At 70.0% G+C, this 15,204-nt stretch carries 14 protein-coding genes; 7 read left to right on the top strand and 7 right to left on the bottom strand.

What is annotated here, in order from left to right; genetic code table 11:
• Positions 1 to 3: 3 nt before the first annotated feature.
• The 4 genes from IE318_RS04575 to IE318_RS04560 form a co-directional block, all read right to left on the bottom strand.
• Positions 4 to 420, bottom strand: a complete 417-nt coding sequence (locus IE318_RS04575; protein ID WP_030178445.1) for a YeeE/YedE thiosulfate transporter family protein — start codon at positions 418 to 420, stop codon at positions 4 to 6.
• The gene (locus tag IE318_RS04570; RefSeq protein WP_189896636.1) at positions 420 to 1,076 is read right to left on the bottom strand and encodes a YeeE/YedE thiosulfate transporter family protein; all 657 of its coding nucleotides are present in this window, start codon (positions 1,074 to 1,076) and stop codon (positions 420 to 422) included. The genes IE318_RS04575 and IE318_RS04570 overlap by 1 nt, the downstream gene beginning before the upstream one ends.
• 829 nt (positions 1,077 to 1,905) lie before the next feature.
• Positions 1,906 to 2,391, bottom strand: coding sequence for a DUF5990 family protein (locus IE318_RS04565; protein WP_189896633.1), 486 nt, complete (start codon positions 2,389 to 2,391; stop codon positions 1,906 to 1,908).
• Positions 2,392 to 2,561: 170 nt separating this feature from the next.
• Positions 2,562 to 4,961, bottom strand: coding sequence for a glycoside hydrolase family 84 protein (locus IE318_RS04560; protein ID WP_229903332.1), 2,400 nt, complete (start codon positions 4,959 to 4,961; stop codon positions 2,562 to 2,564).
• Positions 4,962 to 5,507: 546 nt separating this feature from the next.
• Here IE318_RS04560 and IE318_RS04555 point away from each other — a divergent pair.
• Positions 5,508 to 7,115 (top strand): right-handed parallel beta-helix repeat-containing protein, encoded by a 1,608-nt coding sequence (locus IE318_RS04555; protein ID WP_189896631.1) that lies wholly within the window; start codon positions 5,508 to 5,510, stop codon positions 7,113 to 7,115.
• A gap of 87 nt (positions 7,116 to 7,202) precedes the next feature.
• On the opposite strand, the gene IE318_RS04550 is transcribed toward IE318_RS04555, so the two are convergent.
• Positions 7,203 to 8,141 carry a GlxA family transcriptional regulator gene (locus IE318_RS04550; RefSeq protein ID WP_189896629.1) on the bottom strand — a complete coding sequence of 313 codons (939 nt, stop codon included), beginning with the start codon at positions 8,139 to 8,141 and terminating at the stop codon, positions 7,203 to 7,205.
• A gap of 198 nt (positions 8,142 to 8,339) precedes the next feature.
• Here IE318_RS04550 and IE318_RS04545 point away from each other — a divergent pair, with 198 nt between their 5' ends.
• The 5 genes from IE318_RS04545 to IE318_RS04525 all read left to right on the top strand — a co-directional run bounded on the left by IE318_RS04545 (position 8,340) and on the right by IE318_RS04525 (position 10,786).
• The gene (locus IE318_RS04545; RefSeq protein WP_189896627.1) at positions 8,340 to 9,035 is read left to right on the top strand and encodes a DJ-1/PfpI family protein; all 696 of its coding nucleotides are present in this window, start codon (positions 8,340 to 8,342) and stop codon (positions 9,033 to 9,035) included.
• 77 nt (positions 9,036 to 9,112) lie between these two features.
• Entirely contained in the window at positions 9,113 to 9,430 is a 318-nt protein-coding gene (locus tag IE318_RS04540; RefSeq protein WP_189896624.1) for a hypothetical protein, read from the top strand.
• Entirely contained in the window at positions 9,427 to 9,906 is a 480-nt protein-coding gene (locus tag IE318_RS04535) for a DUF2269 family protein (RefSeq protein WP_189896621.1), read from the top strand. The genes IE318_RS04540 and IE318_RS04535 overlap by 4 nt, the downstream gene beginning before the upstream one ends.
• Positions 9,903 to 10,205, top strand: a complete 303-nt coding sequence (locus IE318_RS04530; protein ID WP_189896619.1) for a DUF3817 domain-containing protein — start codon at positions 9,903 to 9,905, stop codon at positions 10,203 to 10,205. Before IE318_RS04535 ends, IE318_RS04530 begins: the two co-directional genes overlap by 4 nt.
• Positions 10,206 to 10,369: 164 nt before the next feature.
• Entirely contained in the window at positions 10,370 to 10,786 is a 417-nt protein-coding gene (locus tag IE318_RS04525) for a DUF7144 family membrane protein (protein WP_229903331.1), read from the top strand.
• A gap of 2 nt (positions 10,787 to 10,788) precedes the next feature.
• On the opposite strand, the gene IE318_RS04520 is transcribed toward IE318_RS04525, so the two are convergent.
• Positions 10,789 to 13,401 (bottom strand): polysaccharide lyase family 8 super-sandwich domain-containing protein, encoded by a 2,613-nt coding sequence (locus IE318_RS04520; protein WP_189897109.1) that lies wholly within the window; start codon positions 13,399 to 13,401, stop codon positions 10,789 to 10,791.
• Between the two features lie 175 nt (positions 13,402 to 13,576).
• Positions 13,577 to 14,440: a helix-turn-helix transcriptional regulator gene (locus IE318_RS04515; RefSeq protein WP_189896617.1), complete on the bottom strand. Its 864-nt coding sequence runs from the start codon at positions 14,438 to 14,440 to the stop codon at positions 13,577 to 13,579.
• 149 nt (positions 14,441 to 14,589) lie between these two features.
• On the opposite strand from IE318_RS04515, the gene IE318_RS04510 reads away from it, so the two are divergent.
• Positions 14,590 to 15,204, top strand: a 615-nt coding sequence (locus tag IE318_RS04510) for an alpha/beta fold hydrolase (RefSeq protein ID WP_189896614.1), incomplete at its 3' end; no start/stop codon positions are given.

Raw genomic sequence — 15,204 nt, 5'->3', positions numbered from 1 at the left:
CGGTCACAGGCCGCAGGAGCCGCGGTCGAGGTGGAAGTAGCGGGCGTTGGTCCAGCGGCACAGCCGGATGCCGACGGTGATGCCGGCGATGGTGACCAGGGCGGGCAGGTATCCGCCGGCGACCTGGGTGATCGGGATGGCCGGGCATCCGCCTGAGATCGCCCAGCCCGTACCGAACAGGACCGCACCGGGCACCACGCCGGCGTGGATGCGCCCCGGGGTGCGGGGGACCCGCAGCACGGCGAACGCGCACACGATGATCACCACGGCACCCGCGAAGGAGTAGAACATGCGCATGCTTTGGAAGGTGAACATGCGGTTCAGCTCGGCGTAGTCGCCGTAGCCGATGTTGGCGACGGTGAAGCCGAGGACCAGTCCGGTGATGATGTTGGCCAGCAGGATCGCGCCTCGGGTACGCATCAGATCACCTTCCACAGCAGGAACGACACCGCGACTGCAGTGGAGAAGAACACGGCGGTAGCGACGATGCTGACCGGGCGCAGCCGGCCGCAGCCGTTGAGTCCGTGTCCGGAGTTGCACCCCCCGGCCAGCCGGGTGCCGAAGCCGACCAGTACGCCTCCCACGAACAGCAGGGCCGTCATGGTGATCGGATCGGCGGTGACCAGGTTCTTGAAACCCGGGCCCATGTCGTATCGGAGATGGAACCGCCCGGAGGTGACCGCGGCGATGAACCCACCGAGGAAGATCGACACCAGAAGGGCCGCCTGGGTGACGAGCGGGGCCGGGCGCAGGCTCGTCGCCGCGGGACGCCCACTCGCCGCCGGTTCGGTCTCCGTTCCGAGCGGCCGTGGCTGCCCGGAGGGAACCGGGGGCACGGTGGACGTGCCGGCGGCGGTGCCGAAGTGTTCCGCCGTGGCCGCGGCGAGTGCCTCGGTCAGAGCCTGCTCGTCGGTGAACTCCTCCTCCATCCGCTCGAGGCGGCGTTCACTGCGCCAGTGCAGCACACGGTCCCACGCGGAGGACACCCCGAAGGACCGATCGGAGATGAGGGTGTAGTTGATGGTGGCCAGAGCGAGGCCGGCGGCGCCCGCCCACCAGGGCCAGTAGGTAGTCATGCGGGACCTTTCATCCACTCGGCGAATCGATTCCACCAGCCGCGCTTCGAGCCCGGCGCCTGCCGCGCGTGTCGAGCGGGGCGGTCCGAAGTCTTCGGCACGTGTACGGGCACTGACGGTCTGTCAGGCCAGACCGGGGCCGACGGGGGTGCCGACCCGATCCAGGCCATGGGCCGCGGCGTCCCGATCATGGGTCCGGACGGCCCAGGTGGCCGGGCCGGTGCGGGCTGTGACCAGGACCCGGTGTCCGGTGACCACGCATCGGGCCGGTCCGGCGGGGCCTGCCGGGGCGCCTGCCCCGGTTCGGCCGCGCCGGACCGGCCCGTGCCGGCCATGTCTTCGAGGTGCCGGGCGCGGGCGCCGTTGGGCAGCAGGCTGATGGGCACGCGCTCCCCGGTGAGGGCCATCTGGTAGCGCGCGCACTCGCGCCACTGGTCCTCGCTGTCACAGTAGTGGTCTCGCCAGCCTTGCAAACTCGCCCTGAGCAGGGGGAAAAGCGGGCATCCTACGGTGTGCGAGCAACCCACGTCGCTCCCTCCTTGCCGGCGCAGGCCACCCGTGCAAGAAAGATGGTGGCCGTTCTCGGTTTTTGTCCCTTGCCACGCCCGGTCGACGATATGCACCCACTGTTTCGGCATCCTGAGCAACCTCGGGTGTTTTCCGCATAGCTCCCCTGACGCTCATTCAGTGGGATGTATCATGCGAATAGGTGTGCCTGCCCATCCCCCATGTCCGCGTAGGCGCCTGGAGCCGTGGTTGCCCAGGTCGGTGCGCGTTCCCTCTCCGGCCGGACAGCTTCCCGATGAGCGTCGCGTGACCGTGACCGCCCTCAGACGGCCGGTTCGGCGGTCCAGGTGATGGCCGGAGGAACGACCCGTGCGCACAGGGGGCAGCCGTGTGCGTCGGTCAGGCCGAGGCGCCCGACGAGCAGGCCGGTGCGTACCGCGGCGTCGAGTACGTCGGCGGGAACGGCGCCGAGCAGGAGCTTGGCGCGACGGAACATGGTGAAGGTGCCGGGCTCGTCGACGGTGCCCCACGACAGGTGGACGAAGCGTTCACCTGCGCGACCCTGGACATAGGGGCCCTTGACGTCGGTGCCGGTGGCTACGGCGGTCGTGGTGCACGGCAGTGTCCAGGTCGCGGACGTGGCGTCTCCGGGCTGGATGTCGAGGAGGTCGTCACGGCGGGCCCGGCGCTGCACGGCGACGTGGACGTTGCGGTACGTCTGCACATGGCCGTCGGCGGGTGCTCCGGGCGGGCAGGTGAGGCCGGGCAGGTCGACGGCGTCGATGCGGATGTGCAGGTCGCTGTCCATCTCCACCGTCCTCGCGCGCGGACCCGTCCGCGCCCTTGCTCGAACCCCGGGACATTCAAGCAGGCTGCGCCGGCTCGCCGGCAGCCGAGGGGCGGACGGTCGGCAAGACCGTCCGCCCCTTGTCATGGTTGTCGCGAAGAGCAGTCCCGCCCCCGCGAGGCCTGACGCGTTCAGCTGCTCACGACAGTGCCGTATATCCCCATCTCGTAGATGGAGTAGCCCCAGCTGGTGCGGCGCTTGACGCCCTGCATGCGGACGTGGTCGACGGGCTGGTCGCCGGTGAGGCGGATGACATCGGTACCGCAGACAGTCGGCGTCCGGGTGGCGGCGGTGGTCCAGTGCACGCCGTCGGCGGAGGTCTCGATACGGTACTCGGTCGCGCAGGCGTCCTCCCAGGCGAGAGTCACCGCGGCGACCTTCGCCGGTGCGGCGAGCTTGACCTGGACCCACTCGTCGTCGCCGTATCCCGAGGCCCAGCGGGTCGTGGTGGAGCCGTCGTTGACGTAGCGGGCGGCCAGCCGGTCGAGGTCCTGCTCCACGCTGGACGCGCTCGCGGTGCCCGCCAGGGCGAGGTTCTCGCCACCGCCCGCGGAGTCCCACAGCTGCAGCATCGTGTCGGCCTGCACGAGGAAGGTGTCGAGAACACCGTCACCGACCTTGACCGGTGCCTTCCCCCAGGCGTTGCGCGAGGGGTCGACGCGCATGGCCTCGGCCTGCTGCCGGAGCGTGCGGGACTCCTCGAGCAGGGCCTGCGACCGGTCCGGCGAACCGTCGACCCGGGCGGCGAGGGCGTCCACCATGGACACCGCCGACCTGCCCCACAGCGCGGTGGCGTCCAGCCAGGGCCCGGAGTCCGCGACGAATCCCGCCTGCACGGCGCCGCCGCGGATCTCCGCCGGGGCCTGTGCGATGGCGACGGCGTACGCTCGCAGGTCCGCCAGGGCCGAGGTCCGCTTCCCGGCCTTCCACTGCGTCCAGAACCGGGCGAGGCGGTCGCTCAGTTCCGGAGCCTGCGGCTGCCACGGCGTCGCCCCGAAGGTGGGGGCGAGGTGCTCCAGGTCGGCGAAGACGCGGAGGGCCCCGGCCGCCTCGCGGTCGCCACCGGCCAGGTAGGCGAGTGCCTGCAGCCAGGTGGCGTTCGCGTCGTAGGCACTGTCGTTCCAGGCGAAGCCGGCCGAGCCGAACACGGCGATCTTGCTGGCGTAGGGCTGGTTCATGGGGTTGGCGACGATGCCGCTGAGGTGCTCGGACAGCCCGGCCTCGCGCTTGTCGTACGGTGCGAGCAGCAGCCGGCCGCTGGTGTGGCCGTAGTCGTTGACCGGGTAGTTGTCCCAGACGAAGACCTTGCGGCCGAACAGCTGGGAGGCGGCGTCCGCCTGCTGGTTGGTGATGGCGGGCGGGACGACGTCGGTGCCGGTCCACATGACGACGACCGAGGAATCGAGTGTGGCCCGCATGGTCTGCTTGTACGTGGTGTCGGTCAGATCTCCGTACTCGGTGGGCACCATCTGCAGCGGCTGTGTGCCGGGGTGGGTGGCGACGAAGGAGCGCTGGACGTCGTTGAGCAGGTCGACCTGGGCCTTCGCCGCGGCGGTGCGGCCGGGAGCCCCGAATGCCGTCTGGTCGCCGGCACAGTTCCACTTGGTGTAGCTGATGTCGTCCAGCGGGATGGAGAACGCGCGCCCGCCCAGGTCGTAGACGGCCTGGAGCTTCGCCTTGAGCGCCGTCCGGTCGGCGGGGTCGGAGTAGCAGATGGAGCCGCCGGGGGAGACGGCGAAGGTGAACCGGACGTGGTTGGCGGCCGCCCGTTTGATCAGCTGCCCGAGTTCGGTGAGCTTGTCAGCCGGGTACGGCTGGCGCCACTTGTCGCGGTGGTACGGGTCGTCCTTGGGAGCGTAGACGTAGGTGTTGGCCTTGACGTCGCCGTAGAAGTCCATCTGGTCGAGGCGCTCGGCCGGGGACCAGGGCTGGCCGTAGAAGCCCTCGATGGTTCCGCGCAGGGGCATCGAGGGGTGGTCACTGACCTCGGCTCCCGCGATGCGCCAGCCGTCGTCCGCTCGGACGAACAACTGCCGCAGCGTCTGCACGGCGTAGAACTGACCCGAGGCATCCGTGCCGCCCAGAGCGACCTGCTTCTGTGAGCCGTCCGAGGTGACCCGCAGCGCGTAGCCCTCGGCCTGGCCGGGCGTGGTCGTGCCGTCGAGGCCCGCGGCGATGTCGGCCCGGGCGCCGGGTCCCAGACGCACCGTCAGCAGCCCGGACGGTATCCGGGTGCCGGGGGCGACGACGTCGACCCGGTCGGCGCCGTGGGCACGCAACTCGCTCGCCAGGCGGTCACGGGCGGCAGGGTCGGTGTGGTCGTCCGCGACGACGACCGCACGCTCGGTGACTTCGGCGTCCGCGCCCGCTCTGGCGATCGACTGCGGTGTGGGGGAGACCACGGGGAGGACCTGTCCGGCCGTGGCCTCGGGGGCGGATTCGGCGTGGGCGAGCGGTCCGAGACCGAGCTGGCCGGCGGCGAGGCCGACGACCAGCACCGATGTGCTGATGAGGGAACGAGATCTCTTCACAGGTCTCCGATCCGTTGCAGGAGTGGACGGCCCGTCGGGCCGTCCAGGTCTGGATCCGCGCAGCCGACACCGGGTCTCACGGCACGGCCGTCCGCCGGCGCCGGAACGGGCGGCCGGGTCTCCGGCGGCGCGTCAAGCCTCCTCGGGCTCTGTCGAGTTGCCGGACAGTTCTGAGCAAGTGGCGGCCTGTTCATCACCGTTGCACAGGACCGAACATGATGTCTAGACCTCTTGGTTCAGACCAGCGGCCTCGGTCAGCCCTGGGTCGGAGCCGTCGGGATCAAGCAGTGGAGGGATCGAGGGGCGCGTTCTGGGCTGTGGGGAATTGTTGTTTCCTGGTTGAAGCCCATGACCACGCCGTAGGCAGGCGTCCCGTCACGTCGGCACGGGAGACGGGCGGTGAATTGATTTCGGGACCCCTTTTTGAGCATTCGATCACAATGTGAGCGAACTGTTCATATTGCTTGACCGAGATCAGTCGGTCTCCGTACGGTGAGGCACCGCTCGGGCCGAGCTCCGCCGCTCCCTCCCCAGAGAGGACCTCACATGCCCCACCGCCCCTCCGGTGCCCGCTTCCGCGCCGTGCTCGCCGGCGCAGTGGGAGTCGCGCTGGCCGCCACCGCGTCCCCCGCCCTCGCATCCGCCGCCCCTGACGGGCACCGCTACTACCTCGACTGCTCCGCGGACAGCGGACCCGGCGACGGCAGCCATGCGCACCCCTGGAACTCCCTCGCGCAGGCCGGCGCGCACCGCTACGGCCCCGGCGACCAGTTGCGCATAGCCCGGGGCACGACCTGCACCGGCACCCTCGCCCCGTCCGGCGCCGGCTCCGCCGCCGCACCCATCCGCATCGGCGCCTACGGCACCGGTACGCGGCCGCATCTGGAGGGCGGGGGCGCGCACGACACGGTGCTGCTGCGCAACATGGAGTACGTCGAGGTCCGCGATCTCGAGATCACCAACTCCGGTGGTACGCCCGGCACCGAGCGCAACGGCGTGCGGCTGGAGCTGGCCGACTACGGCATCGGCCATCACTACGTGCTCTCCGGCCTGGACGTGCACGCGGTGCGCGGCGGCGACTTCAAGACGCTCACCGGCTCCAGCGGTATCCAGATCGACGTCGCCGGCACGACGACCGCGAGCGCGTTCGACGGCCTGCGGATCACCGGGAACCACATCCGGGACGTGGACCGGGAAGGCATCTACTTCAAGTCGACGTTCTCCCGCCGCGACCTGGTGGGCAACCAGCAGGACCCCACGGCGTACCCGGGCCCGTGGACGCCCAGCACCCGCGTCCGGATCGACCACAACACGCTGACGTCGATCGCCGGTGACGCGATGAAGCTCGACACCACCTCCGGGGCGGTCGTGGAGCACAACCGGGTGGACGGGTTCCAGCTGCGCTCCAAGGTCGCCAACGCCGGTATCTGGACGTTCAACACCGACGACACCCTCATCCAGTACAACGAGGTGTCGGGCGGCGGCAACAGCCTTGACGGCATGTCCTTCGACGCCGACGGCGCCTCGAACCACACCGTGTTCCAGTACAACTACAGCCACGACAACAAGGGCGGCTTCCTGCTGAACTGCCCGTACAGCGGCGCGAAGACCGTCGATGTCGTCGCCCGCTACAACATCAGCCACAACGACGGCGCCCGGCTGCTGCAGAACTGCTGGGGTCCGATCCTCAACACGCAGATCTACAACAACACTTTCCTCAACAAGGAATCGGTCCCCGCCTACCTGGTGCAGGACGACGCCGGTTCGCCGGCCACCACCCGGCACGAACTGACGGTCCGCAATAACATCTTCGCCGGTCCGGGGGACACCGCCACCGACGGCTACCGCTTCAAGAACCCCACGCCGGACCTGCGTTTCGACCACAACGTCCTGTACGGCATCCCGGGCGGAGTGCCCGCCAACACCGACGGCAGCGGCACGAATCCCGGCGGCAGCACCGCCGACCCGAAGCTGATCGCAGCCCTGGCCGGCGCGGACGCCGGTGACCCGGACTCCTACCGCATCGCCCAAGCCTCCTCCGCTCTCGGCCTGGGTGCGCCCGTGCCGGACGCGGGCCGTCACGACTACTTCGGCTTCCCGATCCCGGAGCGACGCCCCGCGGCCGGTGCGTACCAGGGACCGCCGGTCCGCTGACCGGGCGCAGAACCCGGCGGCCACCACTCGCTGCGATGGCGTATGACCGGCCGCCGGCCAAATGACGCGGTCGGCGTGGCCGAGAGCTCAGCTGAAGGTGCGCCGGTAGGTTTGCGGGCTGACGCCGACCGTGCGTTTGAAGCGGTCGCGGAAGGCCGTGGGGGAGCCGAAGCCGACCTGGCCGCCGATGCGCTCGACGGAGTGCTCCGTGGTCTCGAGCAGGTGCTGTGCCTGGCGGATGCGGGCTCGGTGGAGCCACTGGAGCGGCGTGGTGCCGGTCTGGTCGCGAAATCGCCGGATCAGGGTTCGGGTGCTGGTCCCGGCCTGTCCGGCGATGTCGGCCAGGGTGAGGTCACGGGCGAGGTTCTCCCGCAACCAGTCGAGCAGCACTTCCAGCTCGGAGCCCCGCGGCGTGGGGGTGTGATCGTAGATGATGAACTGCGCCTGTCCGCCCTCCCGTTCGAGGGGCATCACGGACAGACGGGCGGCGTCGGCGGCGACGGCTGAACCGTAGTCGCGGCGGATCATGTGCAGGCACAGGTCCATGCCGGCGGCCGCGCCCGCCGAGGTGAGGAACTGGCCGTTGTCGACGTAGAGCACGTCCGGGTCGACGTTGAGGTCCGGATGGGTGGCGGCGAGAAGCCCGGCAGCACGCCAGTGGGTCGTGACGCGCAGCCCGTCGAGAAGTCCGGTGGCGGCCAGCGGGAAGGTGCCTGTGCAGATGGAGGCTATCCGGGTGCCGTCGGCTGCGGCCGACCGCAGCGCGTCACGCACGACGGCGGGGAGCGGGGCCATGGGATCGGAGACGCCCGGCACGATGATCGTGTCCGCGTCCTGGAGGCCGTCCAGGCCCCAGGGGGCTCGCAGAGTCAAGGCTCCGGCGTCGATCTCGTCGCACTCGGCGCACACCCGGATCTGGTAGCCGGGGCGCCCGTCGGGCAGGCGGGTCCGGGAGAAGACTTCGATCGGGGTGGCCAGGTCGAACGGGATCACCTGATCCAGAGCGAGTACGGCGACGGTGTGCATGGCCGGAACGTACCTCCTCGTCGGTGCGACGGGTCCGGACCGGTACCCGGGGCAAGTCCATGTCACAGCAGGTCCGAGCTGCCGGGAACCGCTTGGCATTATCCCGTTGAAACCTGTCACTCGTGCCACTGGGCCGTCACGGTCACAGCGGGTTGACTTCGGAACGCCCGAGAGAAATCGACATCCGAAGGAACACCCATGCACATCCAGGTCGTCCTGTTCGACGGCTTCGACCCGCTCGATGTCATCGCCCCCTACGAGGTGCTGTACGCCGGCGGCACGGCAACCGAGGGTGCGGTGACCGTGGAGCTGGTCTCCGCGGAGGGGCCCCGCGAGGTGACCAGCGGCACCGGAGGGCTGACGCTGCGCGCCACCGCTGCCCTCGACCTCGAGCGCGCGGACATGCTCCTGTTGCCCGGTGCCTCCGGCCGGGTCGGAGAACCCGGCGAGGTTCCGGAGGAGGAGGCGGGCGCGGGTGCCGGCGAATGGAAGCAGGACGAGTTCATCCCGGTGCTTCTCGGCCGCACACTGGCCACCGAGCTGCCCGCGCTCCTGAAGCAGGCGATGGACGACCCGGACATGACGGTGGCCACCGTCTGCGGCGGCTCGCTCGTCCTGGCCCTGGCGGGTCTGCTGGAAGGACGCCACGCCACCACGCACCACATGGGCCTGGACCTGCTGGACGCCACCGGCGCCCGTGCGATCCGCGCCCGCGTCGTGGACGACGGCGACCTGATCACCGGCGCCGGTGTCACTTCCGGACTCGATCTGGGCCTCTACCTGCTGGAGCGTGAAGTGGGTCCCCGCGTCGCGCACGCCGTCGAGGAACTGTTCGCTCACGAGCGCCGTGGCACCGTCTGGCGCGCCCAGGGCCCTATCCCCGCCCTCCTCTGAACTCTCCGCCCGCGCTCTTTCCCGGCGCCGGTCATTCACCCCACCGTCCACATCGCACAGTCAGGAAGAACATCAGCATGTCCGTCGAAGGCACCTGGAACCTGTCCATCTCCACCCCCATCGGCAAGATGAAGGCCGCGGTCGAACTCCGTGACCAGGACGGAATCCTGACCGGCGTCGCCCACGGAGCCGGCGAGGTGGTACCACTGCACGACATCGCCCTCGACGGCGACCGGCTCACCTGGAAGCAGACCGTCACCAAGCCCATGCGGCTGAACCTGGCGTTCGACGTCACGGTCGAGGGCGACACGCTCCAGGGCACGTCCAAGGCCGGCCGGCTGCCTTCCTCAAAGGTCATCGGTGAGCGTCGGACCGCCCCGGAGCACCAGGCGTGACCAAGCTCCTCCTGTCCCTGCACGTGTTGGCCGCCATCGTGGCCGTCGGTCCGGTCACCGTCGCCGCGAGCATGTTCCCGGCGACGTTGCGCCGGGCCCTGAGCGACTCCAGCGATGGTGACGCCCTGACGACCCTGCGGACGCTGCACCGGATCTGCCGGGTCTACGCGGGCATCGGCATCGCGGTCCCGCTCTTCGGCTTGGCCACGGCCAGCAGTCTGGGTGTCCTCGGCGACGCCTGGCTGATCACCTCGATCGTTCTGACCGCGGCGGCCGCAGGCGTCCTGGCCCTGCTGATCCTGCCTGCTCAGGACCGCGCACTGGCCGAAACGGGGAGTTCGGCCTCGCCGTCGTCGTCAGCCCGGACCCCGTTGGCACAGCGGCCTCTCGCCATGCTCACCGGCATCTTCAATCTGCTGTGGGCCACCGTCACCGTTCTGATGATCATCCGTCCCGGCTCCACGACGGGGGTGTGACCGTGCACCCGTGGTCTCCGCGCCATCTGCGCATCGCGGCTCACGCAGAGCTGATCTCGCTCATCGTGATGCTGTCCAACCTGTTCACCGTCCACCTCGAACCCGTCTCGTCCTTGACGGGCCCCACCCATGGCTGCGCCTACCTGTACGTCGTGATCGCGACCTGGCGCCTCGAGCAGGCCCGGACCACCGCCAAGGTCCTGGCCGTCGTTCCGGGCGTCGGCGGGCTGCTCGCACTGCGGCAGCTCGACCGCGTCGACACGACCCGCGCCCAGCCGGAAGAGATCATCCCCTCATGAGCGGCGGTCTTCTCCGGGGCGGTGGTGGAGCCGATGCCGGGTGGTCACCTCCTTCGACTGCGGTCGCGGCACCGGATGATTGCGCCGATCCTGGCAGGGAGGCGTGGCCGGCTTCGTGCGTGCCCTGCGCGTCGCTGACCCGCGCTCGGAGGGAGACGATGCTCATGACAGCGATATCCGGCAAGACGCAGCCAGGAGACGGCGTCAAGACGCCGCGCGGCGCCTCGGTGGCTGCTGCGGGCATGATGACGCTCAGCGGGGCGCTCAGCATCCTCATGGGCGTGTCCGGCATTGCACAGGACAGCCTGTTGGTCACCCCGTCCGACTACGCCTACTGGTTCGACCTGACCAGCTGGGGCGTCATACACCTCGTCGTCGGAGTGGTGCTCATCGTCACTGGCCTGGGGGTCCTGGCGGACAAGAGCTGGGGGCGCGGCGCCGGCGCCGCGGTGGCAGCGATCAGCCTGATCACCCAGTTCATGTTCGTGCCGCACTATCCGGCGTGGTCCATTCCCATGATGACACTCGATCTCCTGATCCTGTTTGCGCTCACGAGGTTCTATGTCGGAACCAGCGGCTGACCTCAACTCGTAGCCGTCGGGTCGGCTGCCGTGAGCGGGGTGGGCGCACGATGCTGACGCAGCGTTGCCGTGAAGCTCCGGCCGTAGGAGTGACGCGTGGTGATGTCGATGCGCGTCCCGCCGCGGGTCGGGCTGACGCTGACCCCGTCGTCCACCGAGAGCGCCTTCAGGGTCCGGCCGCGAACGGTGACCGAGACCGCATCCCGCTCCGTCGTCGGGTCGGACACCGCGACCCTGGTGGTGCCGTCGCGCGCCTCCTGGAGGATCACCGATGCCGGGCCGTCGACCGAAAGCGGCCCGGCGTGATGTGTCCCGGGTGCGAAGACGTTGACGGCCACGATGCGCAGTCCCGCATGCTGCACGGCTTGGATCCCCGGGGTGTTGACCAGCACGGACACCGGTCCGTGGGCGTACGACCTCAACCGTCTTTCGGAGGCGTTCGGGACGAGGGCGTAGGCCATGGAGGTGGACGGTGCGCCGGCCGCCTGCTCGACGGAGACGGAGAAGACCTGCTTGCTCACCACGGTGTCGGGATTGGAGGCGCGGACGATACGGCGGCTGCGGCTGACCGCATCGAGCGCGACGGTCGGTTGCTGCTCGTCCAGGAAGACGTATCCGACCGCGGTGCCTTGGCCGGCATCGGCATAACGCAGCCAGGCCAGCGGGGCCGTACCCGGGCCGGACCAGGCCCTGCCGTTCCGGAGCTCCCCGGTGAGGGTGACGACGTCCGACGGGCCGGCGATCCGGCTGTCGATGGTCGTCGTCACCGGGCGCCCCGCGGCGTCACCCACTCCCGCGGCGAGGACGACGATCTCGTCGTCGAACATGAACCACGACTTCGTGGCCTGGGCGTTGCGGTAGGCGACGAAGTCGTCGGGAAGGTCGCCGGCCTGCTTCGCGGCGTACGCGGCGTCGTCGGCCTGGACGAGTCCGACCGCGCCGTACGCGCCGAGGCCGGCGCCGCCGGAGAAGGTGTTGGTGCCGCGGGGGAAATACACGTAGGTGTTCTGCGACTCGGAGGAGGACGTGAACCCGCGTTCCGGGTTGTCGTACCACTGAGTGCCGTAGAGCTCGGGAATCGTCTTGCGGCTTTCCACGGGAGCGGTGACGCCGGCGAGACGGTAGGGCGAGACGGCCGTGAAGTAGTCGACACCGAAGGCCTGGGTCTGGTCCTGACCGGAGAGGTAGAGGTAGTGGGCACCGTCGCCCTGGAACCACGGCATGAGGTTCTCGCCGCTCATGTACTCGTACTTGCTGATCCTCGTGGAACTGCGGGCCAGGGCGAAGGCGTAGCCGGGGCGACGGTGGACGGTCCTGTCCATCGCGTTGAACGCCACGTTCCGTTCGGCGGGGTTGAGGTCCTTCGCCGGGACCGACGTGTCGGCGAAGAGGGCGGCGTAGCGGGCGATGCTCACCGGGGAGACGAAGCTCTTCGGGTCGAGTACGGCCTTCGACGTCTGCCGTATGTGCTTGACGTAGCCCTTCAGTGCCGTGGCGTCGGCACCGGTCGCATAGCCGGAGAGGTCGACGACGGCCTCGACGACGGAGGCGACGGAGTCGTACCCGGTGGCGGTCCTGGACACCGCGCGGCCCTTGACGATCTCCATCATCCAGCCCTCGAAGATCAGCGGAGCGAAGCCGTCGACCACCCATCGCTGCACGGTGTCGACGAGGCCGCCGATGTCCTGGGCGTAGCTCGTGCCTTCGAGGATCTTGAGGGTCTGGACGACGCGGGTCAGCAGTCCCGTGCCGTAGGAGCCGGTGTAGGCGACGGAGGCGTGCTGGACGAACGAACCGTCGGAGTAGAAGCCGTCGGTGACGCCGTGCTGGGGGTGATACGGGTCGACGGTCGCGAAGACGGTCAGCTGGTCGGCTATGGCCTTGCCGATGCGGGCGCCGTCGTCGAGCACGGCCCCCTGCAGGATCCGGTTCGTCGTGATGTCGGCGAGGTTGGCGCCGGTGTGGAAGCGTGAGTCGAGGTCGACGTCGCCGTTCTTGCCGTTGCGCAGATAGGCGTCCATGGAGGCGACGTAGGCGGCGGTGAGGTCGGGCCGGTGTTCCGCGAGCTGGTCCTCGAGCAGGACGAGGGTCTTGCTCACGTGGGAGGAGATGCCTATCTCCCAGTTGAACCAGTTGCCGTAGTAGCCCTTCGACTGGGTGCCGTAGTAGTCGTCGTAGAGCCGCGCCAGGCCGTCGATGACCCGTCTCTGGACGGTCACGTTGTCGCGGAGATCGGACGCCGTGGCGCCGGGCGTGCGGGTCGCGAGGGCGATCTCGTAGAGGTACTGGAACGACGTCGTCAGGTTCGCGTCACTCGTGCCGAGGGCAACGCCCCGGAAGAGCTCGCCCTGCCCGGCGCCGTCCATCGCGGTCAGCCGGGCCCGGGCGGTCGAGTCGATGGACGCGAGCTTGGGGCCCACCTCGGGCCGCGCGTTGGAATCCGCGGTGCCGGCGAACATCGCAACGACGTTACCGATCAGTACGGCATGGTCGGCGGCCGCGTCGGCGCCGGTCCCGTCCGGCCGGGGCACGCCCCATGCTCTCAGCGGCTGGGCCGCTGCCAGCAGGGTCGCCGCGGGGAACACCGACAACAGAGCACGACGCGAAGGCTGCACGGGCACGCTCCAAGGTTCGGCCGGAAAGCGCTTGTCACATCCAAGCAACTGTGCGCGTCCATGTCACTAGTGCCCGCATCGGACAACGTTCGCCCGTTTGGGGGACGGCTGTGGGCGGCACCGACGCGGTGCTCCTCACGCGCACCACCCCCGCAGGTGGGCCCTCGGGTCCTGATCAGCGGTGGCTGCGGTGCGCCGTCTCGGGCCCGACGACGCGCAGCAGGTCGAGGGCCTCGGCGCTCGGTGTGCCGGGCGGGGGTGTGAAGAGCAGCAGCCGCTGGTCCTCGGCCGGGCTGAGGAGTGCCTCGTAGTCGAACTCGATCAGCCCGACCTCCGGGTGCCGCACCCGCAGCCGGCTCTGCCGCCGGACGGCCACCTCGTGGCGGTCCCATATTGCGGCGAACTCCTCGCTCGCCTCCCGTAGCCGGGCGACGAGCGCCGCCGCCTCGGCGTCGCCGGATCCGCGGCGGGCCACCGCCGTGCGCAGGTCGGCGACGACCAGCCGGCCACGCCGCTCATGCTCGTCCTCCGGGTACGCCTCGCGGACGAAGGGGTCGGTGAACCACCGCCACACCACGTTCCGGTCGGGCTCCTCCACGGTGCACACACAGCCGAACAGGGCCTCGGCCATGGCGTTCTGCGCCAGCAGATCGCCCAGGTCGCCGAGGATCTGCGCGGGAGTGCGCGCCAGCTGGTCGAGGAGGTACAGCAGCCCGGGACGCACATGGCTGCCGGCCCGGCGGCCTTCCGGCGGGCGGTGCCCCGCCAGCACGAACAGGTGGTCGCGCTCGTCCTCGGTGAGCCGCAGCGCGCGTGCCAGGGCGCCGAGCATCTGGGTGGAAGGCTGCGGACTGCGTGCCTGCTCCAGGCGCATCAGGTAGTCGGCGGACATCCCGGCCAGCTGGGCCACCTCCTCGCGGCGCAGCCCGGGCGTCCGTCGCCGGGGCCCGGAGGCCAGCCCGACGTCGTGCGGGCGCAGCCGCTCCCGCGACCGGCGAAGGAAGTCGGCGAGTTCACGGCGGTTCAGTTCGCTCGGCATGCCCCCATGATCCGGCACCGGCAGGCCACGAGAACCTGCGGACCCTGGGATCGCCGGTCCTAGGCAGAGCGGTCCGCTCCTCATCCGGGCCGGAGCATCGCATCGTTGGCGGTGTTCCACGGACCCCACCCTCTACGGAAAGAGGAACGATGCCCGCAGTGACCGTCGACGGCGCCCGCATCCCCTACCGCCTGGAAGGCTCGGGTCCCGTCCTCGTGCTGGTACACGGCTCCGGCAGGGGGTCGGTGACCTGGGAGTCGGCGCTCGGGTACTTCACCGGCGCGCACACCGTCGTCCTCCCGGATCTGTCCGGCAGCGACGCGGCCGAGGACGACGGCGGCGAGCTGACCGTCGAAGTGCTCGCCGCCCAACTGGCCGCCGTGGTGGCGGACCTGGGGCGCAGCCCGGTGGACGTCCTGGGCTACTCGCTGGGCGCACCCGTCGTCGCCCTGCTCGCCGCGCAGCACCCGGAGCTGGTGCGCCGCCTGATCACGCTCTCCGGGTGGTGCAGTCCGGAGGACCCGTACATCCAGAACGGCCTCAGCGTGTGGCGCACGCTGGCCGACAACCCGACGGCCTTCGCGCGCTACGCCATGCTGACGGCCTTCAGCCGCTCCTACCTCAACTCGATCGACCGCGAGGCCGTGGAGGAGCTGGCGACCGGCATGCGTCCGAGCGCGAACCTGCTCCGCCAGATCGACGCCGACCTGAAGGTGGACATCCGCGCCGCGCTGCCCCGCATCCAGGCCCCGACCCTGGTCATC

Origin of the sequence: Streptomyces spiralis (assembly GCF_014654675.1) — a bacterium.
Taxonomy (GTDB): Bacteria; Actinomycetota; Actinomycetes; order Streptomycetales; family Streptomycetaceae; genus Streptomyces; species Streptomyces spiralis.
Note: the sequence above shows the minus strand (reverse complement) of the source record. Positions and strands in the feature narration are given on the sequence as shown.